Origin of the sequence: Shinella sumterensis, assembly GCF_004514425.2 — a bacterium.
In the GTDB taxonomy this organism is placed as follows: Bacteria; Pseudomonadota; Alphaproteobacteria; order Rhizobiales; family Rhizobiaceae; genus Shinella; species Shinella sumterensis.
The window spans coordinates 144,597-160,222 of sequence record NZ_MYFN02000007.1 but is presented as its reverse complement, the minus strand read 5'-3'; the positions used below and the strand labels follow the sequence as shown (position 1 = coordinate 160,222).

Annotated in this window: 13 protein-coding genes and 1 pseudogene; 9 read left to right on the top strand and 5 right to left on the bottom strand. The window is 65.5% G+C overall.

The features are described from left to right. Nucleotides 1–81: 81 nt before the first annotated feature. From lptB to lptC, 3 genes are read right to left on the bottom strand one after another with little or no spacing between them, the layout of a single operon-like run. The gene (gene lptB, locus B5M41_RS14740) at nucleotides 82–870 is read right to left on the bottom strand and encodes an LPS export ABC transporter ATP-binding protein (RefSeq protein WP_134648230.1); all 789 of its coding nucleotides are present in this window, start codon (nucleotides 868–870) and stop codon (nucleotides 82–84) included. Between the two features lie 40 nt (nucleotides 871–910). Continuing rightward, the gene (locus tag B5M41_RS14735) at nucleotides 911–1,468 is read right to left on the bottom strand and encodes an LptA/OstA family protein (RefSeq protein WP_230640096.1); all 558 of its coding nucleotides are present in this window, start codon (nucleotides 1,466–1,468) and stop codon (nucleotides 911–913) included. Nucleotides 1,469–1,475: 7 nt separating this feature from the next. Beyond that, nucleotides 1,476–2,144 (bottom strand): LPS export ABC transporter periplasmic protein LptC, encoded by a 669-nt coding sequence (gene lptC / locus B5M41_RS14730; RefSeq protein ID WP_134648053.1) that lies wholly within the window; start codon nucleotides 2,142–2,144, stop codon nucleotides 1,476–1,478. A 195-nt stretch (nucleotides 2,145–2,339) separates the two neighbouring features. Between lptC and sppA the strand changes: the two genes are divergently transcribed. The 3 genes and pseudogenes from sppA (at nucleotide 2,340) to B5M41_RS14715 (ending at nucleotide 4,055) form a co-directional block, all read left to right on the top strand. Then, nucleotides 2,340–3,290 (top strand): signal peptide peptidase SppA, encoded by a 951-nt coding sequence (sppA, locus tag B5M41_RS14725; RefSeq protein WP_134648051.1) that lies wholly within the window; start codon nucleotides 2,340–2,342, stop codon nucleotides 3,288–3,290. An 18-nt stretch (nucleotides 3,291–3,308) separates the two neighbouring features. After that, nucleotides 3,309–3,617 (top strand): annotated as a pseudogene (locus B5M41_RS14720) (integration host factor subunit beta); the annotation flags it as partial. A gap of 93 nt (nucleotides 3,618–3,710) precedes the next feature. Next, the gene (locus B5M41_RS14715) at nucleotides 3,711–4,055 is read left to right on the top strand and encodes a LapA family protein (protein ID WP_134648049.1); all 345 of its coding nucleotides are present in this window, start codon (nucleotides 3,711–3,713) and stop codon (nucleotides 4,053–4,055) included. Between the two features lies 1 nt (nucleotide 4,056). Here the strand turns inward: B5M41_RS14715 and B5M41_RS14710 are convergent, their stop codons facing one another. Further along, on the bottom strand, nucleotides 4,057–4,506 hold the full coding sequence (locus B5M41_RS14710; protein ID WP_134648047.1) for a CoxG family protein: 450 nt from the start codon (nucleotides 4,504–4,506) through the stop codon (nucleotides 4,057–4,059). 134 nt (nucleotides 4,507–4,640) lie between these two features. Here B5M41_RS14710 and B5M41_RS14705 point away from each other — a divergent pair, with 134 nt between their 5' ends. The 5 genes from B5M41_RS14705 to olsB all read left to right on the top strand — a co-directional run bounded on the left by B5M41_RS14705 (nucleotide 4,641) and on the right by olsB (nucleotide 10,384). Beyond that, the gene (locus tag B5M41_RS14705; RefSeq protein WP_329959094.1) at nucleotides 4,641–5,738 is read left to right on the top strand and encodes a class I SAM-dependent methyltransferase; all 1,098 of its coding nucleotides are present in this window, start codon (nucleotides 4,641–4,643) and stop codon (nucleotides 5,736–5,738) included. Next, on the top strand, nucleotides 5,735–6,589 hold the full coding sequence (locus tag B5M41_RS14700; RefSeq protein WP_134648045.1) for a TrmH family RNA methyltransferase: 855 nt from the start codon (nucleotides 5,735–5,737) through the stop codon (nucleotides 6,587–6,589). Before B5M41_RS14705 ends, B5M41_RS14700 begins: the two co-directional genes overlap by 4 nt. Beyond that, complete coding sequence (gene lspA, locus B5M41_RS14695; protein ID WP_134648043.1) at nucleotides 6,586–7,077, top strand: signal peptidase II; 492 nt, start codon at nucleotides 6,586–6,588, stop codon at nucleotides 7,075–7,077. The genes B5M41_RS14700 and lspA overlap by 4 nt, the downstream gene beginning before the upstream one ends. Nucleotides 7,078–7,132: 55 nt before the next feature. Then, the gene (locus B5M41_RS14690; protein ID WP_134648041.1) at nucleotides 7,133–9,403 is read left to right on the top strand and encodes a hybrid sensor histidine kinase/response regulator; all 2,271 of its coding nucleotides are present in this window, start codon (nucleotides 7,133–7,135) and stop codon (nucleotides 9,401–9,403) included. A 102-nt stretch (nucleotides 9,404–9,505) separates the two neighbouring features. Beyond that, nucleotides 9,506–10,384 (top strand): l-ornithine N(alpha)-acyltransferase, encoded by an 879-nt coding sequence (gene olsB, locus B5M41_RS14685; RefSeq protein ID WP_134648039.1) that lies wholly within the window; start codon nucleotides 9,506–9,508, stop codon nucleotides 10,382–10,384. Nucleotides 10,385–10,450: 66 nt separating this feature from the next. Here olsB and B5M41_RS14680 read toward each other — a convergent pair whose 3' ends face one another. Beyond that, complete coding sequence (locus tag B5M41_RS14680) at nucleotides 10,451–12,736, bottom strand: NADP-dependent malic enzyme (protein ID WP_134648037.1); 2,286 nt, start codon at nucleotides 12,734–12,736, stop codon at nucleotides 10,451–10,453. Between the two features lie 115 nt (nucleotides 12,737–12,851). Here B5M41_RS14680 and mutS point away from each other — a divergent pair, with 115 nt between their 5' ends. Then, nucleotides 12,852–15,590: a DNA mismatch repair protein MutS gene (gene mutS, locus B5M41_RS14675; RefSeq protein ID WP_230640093.1), complete on the top strand. Its 2,739-nt coding sequence runs from the start codon at nucleotides 12,852–12,854 to the stop codon at nucleotides 15,588–15,590. The last annotated feature ends 36 nt before the right edge of the window (nucleotides 15,591–15,626 follow it).

The following is a 15,626-nucleotide window of genomic DNA, read 5'->3' as shown; positions in this document are numbered from 1 at the left end:
TCCAACTGGCCCAAAAATTGCTTTTTTAGGGGGTTTGGTCAAGTCACAGCGACGAACTTGGTGAAGATCGCCGCTGTCGTCTCAAAGACTGAAGTTATCGCCGAGATAAAGGCGGCGGACATCGGGATTGTTGACGATGTCGTTCGCCCGGCCGTGGGTCAGCACTTCGCCGGCATGGATGATATAGGCCCGGTCGATCAGGCCGAGCGTCTCGCGCACATTGTGGTCGGTGATGAGAACGCCGATGCCGCGGGACGTGAGGTGGCGCACCAGCGCCTGGATATCGGAGACCGAAATGGGGTCGACGCCGGCAAAGGGTTCGTCGAGCAGCATGAAGGTCGGGTCGGTGGCCAGCGCGCGGGCGATTTCCAGACGACGGCGCTCGCCGCCCGAAAGGGCCACGGCCGGCGACTTGCGCAGATGGGAAATCGAGAACTCGGCGAGCAGGCTGTCGAGCTTGGCTTCGCGCCGCGCCTTGTCCTTGTCGTGAACTTCCAGCACGGCGCGGATGTTTTCCTCGACCGTCAGGCCGCGAAAGATCGAGGCTTCCTGCGGCAGGTAGCCGACGCCGAGCCGCGCGCGGCGGTACATCGGCATGGTGGTCACCTCGTGGCCGTTGATCTCGATCGACCCTTCGTCGACAGGCACAAGCCCGGTGATCATGTAGAAACAGGTGGTCTTGCCCGCGCCGTTCGGCCCCAGCAGCCCGACCGCCTCGCCCCGGCGCACCACGAGCGACACGCCATTGACGACGCGCCTGTCGCGATAGGTCTTGGTCAGCCCGCGGGCGATGAGGGTGCCCTCATAGCGTGCCAGATCCGCTGCGTGCGGAGCATGATGCTGCGCAGCATTCTTCGGAGCGCGCGTCAGACGGGAGAGCAGGGAAGGAGCCACTGGGTAAAACGCTATATCAGTTCGTTTGCTTGCGGGACTTGGGATCCAGCTGGATCATCACGCGGCCGCCGCAGGCATCGAGCGTGGCCTCGCCGGTGCGCATGGCCACGTTGAGCTGGCAGCCGACGAAGACGTTTTCGCCTTCCGAGAGCACGACCTTCTTGCCCTTCAGCTGCATGGTCTCGTTGACCATGTTGAAGGTGCCGGTGTCGCCGGTCGCCTCCTGCTTGTCAGACTTGAGATAGACCTTGTCGAAGACGTCGATCTTCTCGATGTCGGCATTGCCGCTGGCCACCGAGCCTTCGCCCGATTTGTAATAGACCACCATCCGGCCGGCCTGCATCGTCGTGGTGCCCTGCACGACCTTCACATTGCCGGTAAACTCGGCCTTGCGCTCCTGGTCGCGGATCTCGAGCTTGTCGCTCTGGATCTGGATGGGCTGGTCGTTGGAGAGCTGCATGCCCGTCATCTGGCTCTTCTGCTGGGCGCCGGCCGGACCGGCGGCAAACGCGAAGCCCGCGACAAGAACCAAAAGGCTGGTGGCCCGGACAGGGGCGGAGAGGGTGGCGAACATGGGGCTCTTACTGTTCTTTGTTGCGGATAGCGGCCGGGTCGACATCGACGACGACCTTGCCCTCGAAGACGACGACCTTGCCTTTATCCGTCATTCGCAGCGACTGCGCAACAATGGATGCGCCGCTGGATTTGATCGAGACGGGCTTGTCCGTCGACATCGTGCCGCCATTGATATCGAGCTGGGCGGACTGGAAGGCGGCATCGAGGCCGGTATTGAGGTGGATGGTGAAGGGCGCAACCATGTCGAGCAGGTTGCGGCCGCGGTCGTAGATGCCGTTCTGGGCGACGACTTCCGCCACCGTGGATTCGTTCATCGGCATTTTCGCGAGGATGTCGTGAAGCTCGATGACGTCGGGCTGCTTCATGTCCTGCAGCGCGCGTTCGGCCTTCATGGAATAGCTGATGCCGTCCTTGTTGCGGCCGGCGATGGCCGGATTGCGCATCACGATCTTGCCGTCCTCGATCGATGCACTCTCCACCTGGAGATCGGAGGGGAGATAGGTGCGCACGATGGAAACCACGGCAAAGACGGCGCCGATGATGAGGGCGGCCACAGGCAGGGCGATCTTCAGCAGGCGCACGCGCGAGGAGTGCCGCGTCGCGAGGCGGTAGGCCTCCACGGAATTGCCTGTGCTCTGCGCACCCGTCGATGTGTCTGCCGCGCTGTTCAGCATCCTGCCTGCTTGAATTCGAGTATCGGCAAATCGGGTCGCCCTGGTAACGGCTCCCATATGGCGATTATTCCTGAACAAACAATGGATGCCAAGAAAGTTCAGCGACGAATTGCCATTTGCACGGCCAATGCCATATCGATAGGGCCTTCGGCAAGTCACCCAAGGGTCGGCTTCCATAGGGAATGAGGACAGGGAATGGATCACTCCGCCATCGCCGACCGCCGGCAGCTGCGTCGCAAACTCACGTTCTGGCGCGTCGTCGCCATCCTGATCGCGCTTGCCGTCATCTTTGCGGCCGTCGCCTGGCGCTGGCCGGATGCGGGCGCTGGCGACCATATCGCGCGCGTCGAGATTTCCGGCATCATCCAGGACGACAAGGACCTGCTGGAACGCCTCGACCGCATCGCCAAGAACGACCGCGCAAAAGCCCTGGTGGTGACGATTTCCTCGCCGGGCGGCACGACCTATGGCGGCGAGGTCATCTTCAAGGCGCTGCGCAAGGTGGCGGAAAAGAAGCCCGTCGTCTCGGATGTGCGCACACTCGCCGCCTCCGCCGGCTATATGATCGCAACCGCCGGCGATACGATCATCGCGGGTGAAAGCTCGATCACCGGCTCCATCGGCGTTCTCTTCCAGTATCCGCAGTTGAAGGACCTCATGGACAAGGTCGGCGTCTCCCTGGAGGAGATCAAGTCGGCGCCGCTGAAAGCCGAGCCGTCGCCGTTCCATCCCGCCAGCGAAGAGGCCAAGACCATGATCCGCGCCATGGTGATGGACAGCTACGACTGGTTCGTCGACCTGGTCGCCGAGCGCCGCAAACTGCCGCGCGCCGAGGTGCTGCGCCTTGCCGACGGCAGCATCTTCACCGGCCGGCAGGCGCTCGCCGCCAAGCTGGTGGACACGCTGGGCGGGCCGGAGGCGATCCGCGCCTATCTTGCCGAGCGCAAGGTCTCGGCCGACCTTCCCGTCATCGACTACGCGCCGGCCGGCCGCACTGGCTTCCCGTTCCTCGGTTCAGGCGCGCTCGATTTCGTCCGGTCGCTTCTCGGCATGCCGCTCGACCTGCAGCCGACAATCGAAAAACTGGGCGGCCAAAAGTTGTTTCTTGACGGTCTTGTCTCCGTTTGGCAGGTTGACCATGATTGAAAAACAAGAGTTTTTGAGGGGGATACAGTGATCAAGTCCGAACTGGTTCAGATTGTCGCCGCTCGCAATCCACACCTCTACCATCGCGACGTCGAGAATATCGTCAATGCCGTGCTCGACGAGATCACCGATGCGCTTGCCGCAGGTAATCGGGTCGAGTTGCGCGGCTTCGGGGCCTTTTCGGTCAAGAACCGCCCCTCGCGCTCCGGCCGCAACCCGCGCACCGGCGACGCGGTCTTCGTCGAAGAGAAGTGGGTCCCCTTCTTCAAGACCGGCAAGGAACTGCGTGAACGCCTCAATCCCGGTCAGGCCGACCAGGACGATTGAGGCGATTAGCCAAGGGTTTCGCGGGGTTATGCGCGGAGCCGCAGGAATGGAGGCAGGGCGCCCACGGGCGCCTCGCGCCGGAAAGGTGACGTCATGGTCAAGAGAGTTTTCAACGTCGTCGTGCTGATCCCGATCGGCATCCTGCTGATCGTTCTGTCGGTCGCCAATCGCCAGCCCGTGACCCTGGCGCTCAACCCCTTCCGGCCGGAAGACAGCGTGCTGTCCGTCACCGCGCCCTTCTTCGTCTACCTATTCCTCGCGACGATCCTCGGCCTTGTGCTGGGTGCGCTGATCACCTGGTTTACCCAGGGCAAGTACCGCAAGCGTGCCCGTATCGAGGCCAACGAGGCGGTGAAATGGCACAGCGAGGCCGAAAAGCACCGCACCCGCGCCGAGGCGATCGCCTCGCAGGCCGTCCTGCCGTCGCCGGGAAAGTGATCTAGGCGGCCCTGCCGTTCAGCCGCGCCTCGAGATCGGCGAAGAAGCGCATCGCCAGTTTTCTGGCCGAGGAACCGATGAGGCGCGAGCCGAACTGGGCGAGCTTTCCACCAACCTGCGTGTGGATGTCATAGGCGAGGATCGTGCTCGCGTCGTCCTCGATCAACCGCACATCCGCGCTGCCCTTGGCGAGGCCGGCAATGCTGCCCTTGCCTTCGCCCGTGATCGTGTAGCTTTCGGGCGGGTTGAGGTTCGAGAGGGTGACTTCGCCGCTGAAGGTGGCCGAAACCACGCCGATCTTGAACTTCACGGTCAGGTCGAGCTCCGTCGGCGATCGCCGGACGATCTCCTGGCAGCCGGGAATGCAGGCCTTCAGCGTGTCGGGATCGTTGAGAGCGGCCCACACCGCATCGCGCGGGGCGGCTATGCGTTCCTCACCGGTCAGGTCCATCTGCGATTCTCCCTTGTGTAGTCTCAAGTTATCGTCATCGGAAAGCGCTTTGCCAAGTGGGGGAGGGATGGTATGGGAGCCGCTTGTTTTCCGGCGTTGCCGGCCAGTTTCCAACCGACGACGGACGATCCATCGTGAAGGACAGACACCGCCGGCCGAAAAGCGGCCCCGCCGCCCCCGCCAAGCCACACGGATCCCCGCGGCCGCAGACGCAGAAGGCCCCGGCCGTAAAGACCACCGTCGCGAAGCCCGCCGCGAAGAAGGAGCCGCGCCCGGCGCCGGATGCGCCCGCACGCCCGCTGATGCGCCGCGACGGGTCAAAACCGGCCGAGCGCGTGCCGGTCATTCTCGAAACGGCGGGTTCGGATCAGTATCGCCTCATCGACACTGGCGCCGGCGAGAAGCTGGAGCAGTACGGCCCCTATCGCATCGTGCGCCCGGAAGCCCAGGCGCTCTGGCAGCGCAGCCTGCCCGACAACCTGTGGGACAAGGCGGACGCCCTCTTCACCGGCGATACGGACGAGGACGGCATGGGGCGCTGGAAGTTTCCCCGGGAGGCTCTCGGCGAAACCTGGCCGATGCAGCTCCTGGGTGTCGATTTCCATGGCCGCTTCACCGCCTTCCGCCATGTCGGCGTCTTCCCCGAACAGCTCGCGCATTGGAGCTGGATGAAGGAGAAGGTCGAGACGGCCGGCCGGCCGGTCAAGGTGCTGAACCTCTTCGGCTATACCGGCGTGGCTTCGCTGGTGGCCGCCGCCGCCGGGGCCGAAGTCACCCATGTCGATGCCTCGAAGAAGGCGATCGGCTGGGCGCGCGAGAACCAGGCGCTCGGCCGCATGGACAAGCTGCCGATCCGCTGGATCTGTGAAGACGCGATGAAGTTCATCCAGCGCGAGGAACGCCGCGGCAGCAAATACGACATCATCCTCACCGACCCGCCGAAATTCGGCCGTGGTCCCAATGGCGAGGTCTGGCATCTCTTCGACCATCTTCCGCTGATGCTCGATGTCTGCCGCGAGATCCTGTCGCCGAAAGCCATCGGCCTCGTGCTGACCGCCTATTCGATCCGCGCGAGCTTCTATTCGATCCACGAGCTGATGCGCGAGACGATGCGCGGCGCCGGCGGCACGGTGGAATCGGGCGAACTCGTCATCCGCGAGAGCGGCACGGACGGCAGGCAAGCCGGCCGCGCGCTCTCCACCTCCCTCTTCAGCCGATGGATCAGCGCATGAGCCACGATCACCAGGGAACGCGCCGCGTCGGGCAGGTCAAGGAGGTCACGAGCCTCTCCAACCCGATCGTCAAGGACATCAAGGCGCTGTCCGACAAGAAGCACCGCGACGAGACGAAGAGCTTCATGGCCGAAGGCCTCAAGCTCGTCATCGACGCGCTGGAGCTCGGCTTCGAGATCCGCACATTGGTCTATGCCAAGAACGTCAAGGACAAGCCGCAGGTCGTGCAATGCGCGACGAAGACGGTGGCGCGCGGCGGTCTGGTGCTGGAGGTGAGCGAGAAGGTGCTTTCCTCGATCACGCGGCGCGACAATCCGCAGATGGTCGTCGGCATCTTCACCCAGCGCTGGACGAACCTGCGCGACGTGAGGCCCGGAAACGGCGAGACCTATGTCGCGCTCGATCGCGTCCGCGATCCCGGCAATCTCGGCACGATCATCCGCACGGCCGATGCCGCGGGTGCGAGCGGCGTCATCCTCGTCGGCGAAAGCACCGACCCGTTCTCGATGGAGACCGTGCGCGCCACGATGGGATCGGTCTTCGCCGTGCCGCTGGTCAGGGCCAGCGTGGCGGACTTCCTCGCCTGGAAGAAGGGGGCGGGCGTGCGCGTCGTTGCGACCCATCTCGCCGGCGCCGTCGATTATCGCACCATCGACTACAAGACGAAGCCCGTCGTGCTCCTGATGGGCAACGAGCAGTCCGGCCTGCCGGATACGCTGGCGAGCGAGGCGGATGCGCTGGCCCGCATTCCGCAGGCGGGCCTTGCGGATTCGCTCAACCTCGCCATCGCAACCGGCGTCATGCTCTTCGAGGCGCGCCGCCACCTGCTGACGCTGGACGACCGCGCATGACCAATCGCATTCCCCTCATGTCCCGGCCGGTGCCGGTCATCATCGTCATCCTGCTCGCGCTGCTGCTCGATCAGGCGGTGAAATTCGCCGTCGAGATGTGGCTTCCCTTCCAGGAGGCGGTGCATGTCGTGCCGATGCTGGCGCTCTACCGCACCTACAATTACGGCGTCGCCTTCTCGATGCTGTCGGGCCTGGAGGGCTGGCTGATCGTGACGCTGCGCCTTTTCGTCGTGGCTTTCGTCGCCTGGCTGTGGCGGCAGACGCCGAAGGAGCGCGGCTTCGCCCATGCCGGCTACGCCTTCATCATCGCCGGCGCCTTCGGCAACCTCATCGACCGGGCGCTCTTCGGCTATGTGATCGACTATATCCTGTTCTACACGGAGACATGGTCCTTCGCGGTGTTCAATCTCGCCGACAGTTTCATCACCATCGGCGCAGGCCTGGTGATCCTCGACGAACTGCTTCTGCTGCGCCGTAAGGATCGCTAAACTTTTAGCGACTTGCTGAAGCCGATTTGAACGGTCCGCATGATAAGCGGATCCCATGAGCGAACCCGTCAAGCTACAGAGCCGGCTTCAGGCCGAATTCGCCGAGGCGCCGTCCCGGCCGGCTCACGGCCGCCCGGATGGAGAGGTCACGCGCGACGCCTCAGCGTCCGCCGCACCCGCGCGGGAAAGCCATGCGGCGATCCGCGCCGTCATCGCCGGCGTCGGTCTGCTTTGCGCCGCGCTGGTCCTGATCACCGGCATGGCGTCGGGCTTTTACATCGCTGCCGCCGGTCTTGGTCTCACGGGCATAGCCGGCGCCATGTTCCTCTTCCTGTCCCGCCGGCCGCCCGCCGGCATCGAGACGATGCATGACCGCGGCTGGGAACGCAGCGAGACCTCCGAAATCCTTTCCGCGATCCATGACGTGCTGGGCGATATCATCGTCACCCGCACCCTTGATGGCCGCATCCTGCGGGCCAATGCCGTTCTGGGTGCGCTGACGGGCGTCGCTGATGTCGAAGGCCGCACGCTGGAGGCGCTCGGCCTCTCCTTCCGTTCGCAGGCAAGCGCACATCGCTACGATGTCGACGTGCAAACCGCGTCTGGCATGCGCATCTATTCCTGGCACGATGTCACGGTGCGCGATCCCGCGTCGGGCGAACTGGTGGTGCAGTCCATTGCGCGCGACGTGACGGAAGAACGCCGGGCGGAAGGCGAGCGCGAGAAGGCCCGCCAGCGCGCGGAGGCGGCGAGTGCCGCCAAGTCTCGCCTGCTGGCCACCGTCAGCCACGAAATCCGCACGCCGCTTTCCGGCATCCTCGGCATGTCCCATCTCCTGGGCCAGACCCGGCTCACGGCCGAGCAGAAGAACTACCTCGCCGGCATGCGCCAGTCCGGGCATGCGCTCGTGCAGCTCGTCGACGACCTCCTGGATTTCTCCAGCATCGAGGCAGGCCGCTTCCAGCTGCGGCCGTCGGAAGAGCCGGTGCGTCCGATGCTGGAAAGCGTCGTGGAGATGCTGTCGCCGCGCGCCCATGAAAAGGGGATCGAGATCGGTTCGTTCGTCTCCGCGGATGTGCCGGGCCTTCTTCTCTACGACGCCGCGCGCCTGCGCCAGGTGCTCTACAATGTCGTCGGCAATGCCGTGAAATTCACCCATACCGGCGGTGTCCTGCTGGAAACGATGCTCGACGGCGATGCCATCGTCATCCGGGTGACGGATACGGGGCCCGGCATGCGGCCGGACGAGCAGGCCCGCATCTTCGAGGAATTCGAACAGACCGGCAGTGCGGCGCAGCGCAGCGGCGGCACGGGGCTGGGGCTCGCCATCTCGGCACGCATCCTTTCCGAGGCCGGCGGCGCCCTGACGCTGGAGAGCGCCCCCGGCCGGGGCAGCACCTTCACCATCCGCATGCCGGTGGAGGCGCGGCTGCGCGCCTCTCGCGGCACGCGCAAGAGCGTGCTGCGCGGCAGCCTCGTCTTCCTGCTCGCGCCGGCGGGTCCCGCCTCGGCGGCGCTGGTGCGCACCATCGGCGCGCTCGGCGGCGCCTGCCATCTCGCCACCTCCGTCGAGGAGGCCGAAAACGTCATGCGCCACCTGGCCGCACGGGGAGAAACCCTCACCGATATCATCGTGGACAACCGCCTGGCCGGGGTCTTCCGCCGCGAACTGGCCGACATGGCCTTTCTGCGCGAGAGCGCCGCCCGCCGCATCTATCTCGTCAATCCCGAGGATCGCGGCAGCCGCGCCATCGGCAAGGGCGAGGGGTACGATTCCTGGCTGATCCGGCCGCTGCGCGAGCGTTCGCTCGTCGAGGTGCTGCGCGGCCGGATGAAGGGGGTCGAGGTGCGCGACGCGATCAACGACAACCGCCCGATCCTGAAGGACCCTCCGCCGGTGGCGCCGGACCCGCGTGCGGCGGCCTCCTCGGGCATCCGGATCCTGCTGGCGGAGGACGATCCGGTCAATGCCATGCTGGTGCGCTCGGTCCTGGAACGCGCCGGCCATACGGTACGCCACGTGCCGGATTATCCGGCTCTTGTCTCCGCGCTCGGCGGGGCGACGGATGCGGGGCCGTTTGCGCCTGAACTGATCGTCACCGATCTCGGCATGCCGGGCGGTGAAGGGCAGGAGATGATCGCCCGGATCGTGCGCTGCGATTACGGCAATGCCCGCCTTCCCGTGATGGTGCTGACGGCGGACAACCGCACGGGCCTAGCGGAGGAACTCCTTTCCATCGGCGCCGATGCGGTGCTGGCCAAGCCCGCCGATCCCGCGCGTCTTCTGGGAGAAATCGCCCGGATCGCCCGGCGCGCACGGGCCTGACGGCCACCCCGGCGGCTTTGCCCTATCCAAGCCAGCTTTACGTCATTATCCTGTTGCAGAATCGTGATTAAAGTCGCGAAGCTCATCAACGGGTAGACTGCCATGACGATCGAACTCTCCCAGACCATCGCTCCCGCGGAGATCGCTCAGAAGCCCGCCCCGGCAACGGAACGGCCGGCGTCGGACGTGCTCGGCCGCATTGGCAATCTCGAAACCCGTCTGGCGCGCTCCGTCTCCGAGATCGATGCCGCGCAGGCCGTACGCTACCGCGTCTTCGTCGAGGAGATGAACGCCCAACTTTCGCCCGATGCCGTGCGCCGCAAGCGCGACATCGATGCCTGGGACATGGTCTGCGACCACCTGCTCGTGCTCGATACCGCAATCGAGGGCGATGCCGAGGAGCAGATCGTCGGCACCTACCGGCTGTTGCGGCAGGATGTGGCGGCCGTTTCCGGCGGCTTCTATTCGCAGTCCGAGTTCGATGTCGACGCCCTGGTCGCCCGCCATCCCGACAAGCGCTTCATGGAGCTCGGCCGCTCCTGCGTGCTGCCGGCCTATCGCACCAAGCGCACGGTCGAGCTGCTTTGGCAGGGCGCCTGGGCCTATTCGCTGAAACATGGCGTGGACGTGATGTTCGGCTGCGCCTCCTTCCACGGCACGGTGCCGGAGGAGCACGCGCTGGCGCTTTCCTTCCTGCACCACAATGTGCAGGCCAAGGACGACTGGAGCGTTTCGGCCCGGCCGGAACTCTTCCGCGTCATGGACCTGATGCCGGCGGAAGGCATCGATGCGCGCAAGGCGCTGGTGGCCATGCCGCCGCTCGTGAAGGGCTACCTGAGGCTCGGCGCGACCATCGGCAGCGGCGCGGTCGTGGACCACGCCTTCAACACGACGGACGTGCTGATCGTCCTGCCGATCGGCCAGATTTCCGGCCGCTATCTCAATTACTATGGCGCGGATGCCGGGCGTTTCGCGAGCTGAGGAATGAGGCGGTAGCCAATAACCGGTAGGTGTGTTGCGCTTCCCTACTGCCTACTGCCTACTGCCTTAACCGCCCGAATTATACGCGGCCAGCGTCGCCATGTTGACGATGTCCGAATCCTTTGCACCCATCGAGACGATCTGCACCGACTTGTCGAGGCCGACCAGAAGCGGGCCGATGACGGTGGAGCCGCCGAGTTCCTGCAGCATCTTGGTCGAGATCGACGCCGAGTGGAACGCCGGCATCACCAGCACGTTGCCGGGGCCGGAGAGGCGGCAGAATGGATATTGCTCCATGATGCGCGGATTGAGCGCCACGTCGGCCGCCATCTCTCCATCATATTCGAAATCGACGCGGCGGCGGTCGAGGATCTTCACCGCCTCGCGCACCCGCTCGGAGCGTTCGCCCGACGGATGGCCGAAGGTGGAGTAGGCGAGCATCGCCACGCGCGGCTCGTAGCCGAGACGCCGTGCGAGGCCCGCCGCTTCCTCCGCGATATCGGCCAGTTCTTCGGACGACGGCATGTCGTGCACGGCGGTATCGGCCACCAGCACGGCGCGGCCGCGGCAGAGCGCCAGCGACGCGCCGATGACGCGATGGCCGGGCTTGGGATCGATGCAGCGCCGCACGTCTTCCAGCGCGGTGGAATAGTTGCGGGTCAGGCCCGTCACCATCGCATCCGCATCGCCGAGGGCCACCATGCACGCCGCGAAATGGTTGCGGTCGTTATGGATCATGCGCTGCGCGTCGCGGTAGAGGAAACCCTTCCGCTGGATGCGGGCATAGAGATAGTCGATATAGGCGTCGTTGCGCGTCGAGATACGGGCATTGAGCAGTTGGATGCCGGGCCGGTCGAGATCGATGCCGGCGCGTTCGGCGATCTCCCGCATCCGGTCGTCGCGGCCGACGAGGATGGCGGTGCCGAGCTGCTGGTTGGCATAGGACACGGCGGCGCGCATCATCTGCTCTTCCTCGCCCTCGGCGAAGACGACGCGTTTCGGCTGGCGGCGCACCCGGGCATAGATCTGCTGCAGCGTCGAGGCGATCGGGTCTCGCCGTGCCTTAAGGTCGCGTGCATAGGCGTCGAGGTCGGGAATGTCCTTGCGCGCCACGCCCGTTTCCATCGCCGCCTTGGCCACGGCGACGGGTATGGCCGAGATGAGGCGCGGGTCGAAGGGCACCGGGATGATGTATTGCGCCCCGAAACGCGGGCGCACGCCCTGATAGGCGGCGGCCACGTCGTCAGGCACGTCTTCCTTCGCGAGATGGGCGAGCGCTTCGGCGGCGGCGATCTTCATCGCATCGTTGATGGTTGAGGCCCGCACGTCGAGCGCGCCGCGGAAGATATAGGGGAAGCCCAGCACGTTGTTGACCTGGTTCGGATAATCCGAGCGGCCCGTCGCCACGATGGCGTCGTCGCGGATGCGCGCGACTTCCTCGGGCGTGATTTCCGGGTCGGGATTGGCCATGGCGAATATGATCGGGCGCGGCGCCATCGAGCGGATCATCTCTTCGGAGAATGCGCCCTTGGCCGAGAGGCCGAACACCACGTCGGCGCCCGCCATGGCCTCGGCCAGCGAGCGGCGGTCGGTCTTGACCGCATGGGCCGATTTCCACTGGTTCATGCCGTCTTCGCGGCCCTGGTAGATGACGCCCTTGGTGTCGCAGAGGATGACGTTGTCGGGAGCGAAGCCCATCGCCTTGATGAGTTCGATACAGGCGATGGCGGCCGCACCCGCGCCGTTGCAGACGAGCTTCGTCGTCTTGAAGTCGCGGCCGGTCAGCGCCAGCGCATTGATGAGGCCGGCGGCGGCGATGATGGCGGTGCCGTGCTGGTCGTCGTGGAAGACCGGGATGTCCATCAGCTCGCGCAGGCGGCTTTCGATGATGAAACAGTCGGGCGCCTTGATGTCCTCGAGGTTGATGCCGCCGAAGGAGGGGCCGAGATAGCGCACGCAGTTGATGAACTCGTCGACATTCTCCGTATCGACCTCGAGGTCGATGGAATCGACGTCGGCGAAGCGCTTGAAGAGCACCGACTTGCCTTCCATGACCGGCTTGGAGGCAAGCGCGCCGAGATTGCCGAGGCCGAGAATGGCCGTGCCGTTCGAGATGACGGCGACCATGTTGCCGCGCGTGGTGTAGTCGTAGGCGGTGGAGGGGTCTTCGGCGATGGCCTTCACGGGCACGGCCACGCCGGGCGAATAGGCGAGCGACAGGTCGCGCTGCGTCGCCATCGGCTTGGTCGGCGTGATCTCCAGCTTGCCCGGACGGCCGGACGAGTGGAAATCCAGCGCTTCGATGTCCGTGACGCTGGCCTTCTGGCGATCGGATTTGGCGGTTCCCGGCATGCTGTCCCCCTTCATACTCCTGTGGGCGATAGGCCCACACCTCCACGCAGGTGTTGTTTTCTATAGCGGCACATGGCTAGGGTGACACCTCTTTTTTGGGAAGAACTGACTCTCCGTGAACGACCAGATCGCACGACCGAACGATATCCTGTCGACGGCCGAACTCGCCTCCGACGAAAGCCGCGCATCGGCCACGCCGATGATGGAGCAGTTTATCGAGATCAAGGCGGCCAATCCCGACAGCATGCTGTTCTACCGCATGGGGGATTTCTACGAGCTGTTCTTCCAGGATGCCGTGGACGCTTCGCGCGCGCTCGGCATCACGCTGACGAAACGCGGCCAGCATATGGGCCTCGACATTCCCATGTGCGGCGTGCCGGTCCATGCGGCGGACGATTATCTGCAACGGCTCATCGCGCTCGGTTTCCGCGTCGCCGTCTGCGAGCAGGTCGAGGATCCCGCGGAGGCCAAGAAGCGCGGCTCGAAATCCGTGGTGCGCCGCGATGTCGTGCGCCTCGTCACGCCGGGCACGCTGACCGAGGAAAAGCTGCTCTCGCCCTCGGATGCCAATTACCTGATGGCCGTCGCGCGCATTCGCGGCGGGGCGGAACCCTCCATGGCGCTCGCCTGGATCGATATCTCGACCGGCATCTTCCGCCTGTCGGAGACCGCGCAGGGCCAGCTTCTGGCCGATATCCTGCGCATTGATCCGCGAGAGCTGATCGTGCCGGATACCCTGTTCCACGATCCCGATTTCCGCCCGGTGCTCGATGTTCTCGGCCGCGTGGCCGTGCCGCAGCCGGCCGTGCTGTTCGACAGCGCCACGGCGGAAGGCCGCATCGCGCGCTATTTCGGCGTGTCCACCCTCGACGGTTTCGGGACGTTTTCGCGCGCCGAGATGGCTGCGGCCTCCGCCGCCGTCGCCTATGTCGAAAAAACCCAGATCGCGGAGCGCCCGCCGCTCGGCCGGCCGGAGCGCGAAAGCTCGGCCTCGACGCTCTTCATCGATCCCGCCACCCGCGCCAATCTCGAACTGGTGCGCACGCTCTCGGGCGAGCGCAGCGGCACGCTTCTGAAGGCGATCGACCGCACCGCCACGAGCGGCGGCGCGCGTCTTCTCGCCGAACGTCTGATGTCGCCCTTGACCGACCCCGAGGCGATCAATGCCCGGCTCGATTCGATTGCGACGCTCGCCGACCGGCCCTCCTTCTGCGAGGACCTGCGCCGCGCCCTCAAGCAGCTGCCCGACATGCCGCGCGCGCTTTCGCGCATCGCGCTCGGCCGTGGCGGCCCGCGTGATCTGGGCGCGATCCTCCAGGGGCTTTCCACCTCTGCCGAGATCGCCCGCCTGATGGCATCCGAGGCGCTGGAGGGCGAGCTGGCCGCCGCGCGCGACGCGATCGCCACGCTGCCGCTCGATCTGTCGCATCGCCTCGCCTTCATGCTGGCCGACGAACTGCCGCTTCTGAAGCGCGACGGCGGCTTCATCCGCGAGGCGGCCGATGCCGAGCTGGACGAGATGCGGGCGCTGCGCGACCAGTCCCGCCGCGTCATTGCCGGCCTCCAACTGGAATATGCCGAGGAGACGGGCGTCAAGTCTTTGAAGATCAAGCACAACAACGTGCTCGGCTACTTCATCGAGGTTTCGGCCGGAAACGCCGCGGCGCTGACCGACAGCGACGCGGCCAAGGCGCGTTTCATCCACCGCCAGACCATGGCCGGCGCCATGCGCTTCACCACGACGGTGCTCTCCGAACTCGAAACCAAGATCGCCAATGCCGCCGACCGGGCGCTGGCCATCGAGCTTGCCGCCTTCGACGGTCTGGTCGAGGCGGTGGTGGCCGAAGCCGAGGCGATCAAGGCGGCGGCGCGCGCGCTTGCCGTGGTGGATGTGTCCGTCGGGCTGGCGGCCCTGGCGGAAGAGCAGGCCTATTGCCGGCCGGTTGTGGACGCCTCGACCATGTTCGCCATCGTCGGCGGGCGGCATCCGGTCGTGGAACAGGCGCTGCGCCGCCAGCGCGGCACCGCCTTCGTCGCCAATTCCTGCGATCTCTCGCCCCACGACGGCAAGGGCCACGGTGCGATCTGGCTGCTGACCGGTCCCAATATGGGCGGTAAGTCGACCTTCCTGCGCCAGAATGCGCTGATCGCCATCCTCGCGCAGATGGGATCCTACGTGCCGGCCGAAAGCGCCCATATCGGCGTTGTGGACCGGCTGTTCTCGCGCGTCGGCGCATCCGACGATCTGGCGCGCGGCCGGTCGACCTTCATGGTCGAGATGGTCGAGACGGCGGCGATCCTCAACCAGGCGACGGACCGCTCGCTTGTCATTCTTGATGAAATCGGCCGCGGCACCGCGACCTTCGACGGCCTGTCTATCGCCTGGGCCGCCGTCGAGCACCTGCATGAGGCCAATCGCTGCCGTGGCCTGTTCGCCACGCATTTCCACGAGCTGACGGTGCTGTCGGAGAAGCTCGCGCGCCTTTCCAACGCCACAATGCGCGTCAAGGAGTGGGACGGCGACGTGATCTTCCTGCACGAGGTGGGCCCGGGGGCTGCGGATCGCTCCTATGGCATTCAGGTGGCGCGTCTTGCCGGCCTGCCGGCCTCGGTCGTGGCGCGCGCCAAGGATGTGCTCGCAAAGCTCGAGGATGCGGACCGCAAGAACCCGGCAAGCCAGCTGATCGACGATCTGCCGCTGTTCCAGGTCGCGGTGCGCCGCGAAGAGGTGCAGCGCAGCTCCGCTCCGTCGAAGGTCGAGGAACTGGTGAAGGACCTCAACCCGGATGACATGACGCCGCGCGCGGCGCTGGATGCGCTCTATGCGCTGAAGAAAGAACTTGGCAACCGGTAACGGCTAGGGTGATTGTCCTCGCGTGCCGAAAGGGTC

Excerpts from the sequence above, each read along its gene's own strand:
- lptC (WP_134648053.1), bottom strand. The coding sequence starts at position 2,144 with ATGCTGAACAGCGCGGCAGACACATCGACGGGTGCGCAGAGCACAGGC.
- B5M41_RS14715 (WP_134648049.1), top strand. The coding sequence starts at position 3,711 with ATGGTCAAGAGAGTTTTCAACGTCGTCGTGCTGATCCCGATCGGCATC.
- B5M41_RS14735 (WP_230640096.1), bottom strand. The coding sequence starts at position 1,468 with ATGTTCGCCACCCTCTCCGCCCCTGTCCGGGCCACCAGCCTTTTGGTT.
- B5M41_RS14700 (WP_134648045.1), top strand. The coding sequence starts at position 5,735 with ATGAGCCACGATCACCAGGGAACGCGCCGCGTCGGGCAGGTCAAGGAG.
- lspA (WP_134648043.1), top strand. The coding sequence starts at position 6,586 with ATGACCAATCGCATTCCCCTCATGTCCCGGCCGGTGCCGGTCATCATC.
- B5M41_RS14680 (WP_134648037.1), bottom strand. The coding sequence starts at position 12,736 with ATGCCGGGAACCGCCAAATCCGATCGCCAGAAGGCCAGCGTCACGGAC.
- olsB (WP_134648039.1), top strand. The coding sequence starts at position 9,506 with ATGACGATCGAACTCTCCCAGACCATCGCTCCCGCGGAGATCGCTCAG.
- B5M41_RS14690 (WP_134648041.1), top strand. The coding sequence starts at position 7,133 with ATGAGCGAACCCGTCAAGCTACAGAGCCGGCTTCAGGCCGAATTCGCC.
- B5M41_RS14710 (WP_134648047.1), bottom strand. The coding sequence starts at position 4,506 with ATGGACCTGACCGGTGAGGAACGCATAGCCGCCCCGCGCGATGCGGTG.
- sppA (WP_134648051.1), top strand. The coding sequence starts at position 2,340 with ATGGATCACTCCGCCATCGCCGACCGCCGGCAGCTGCGTCGCAAACTC.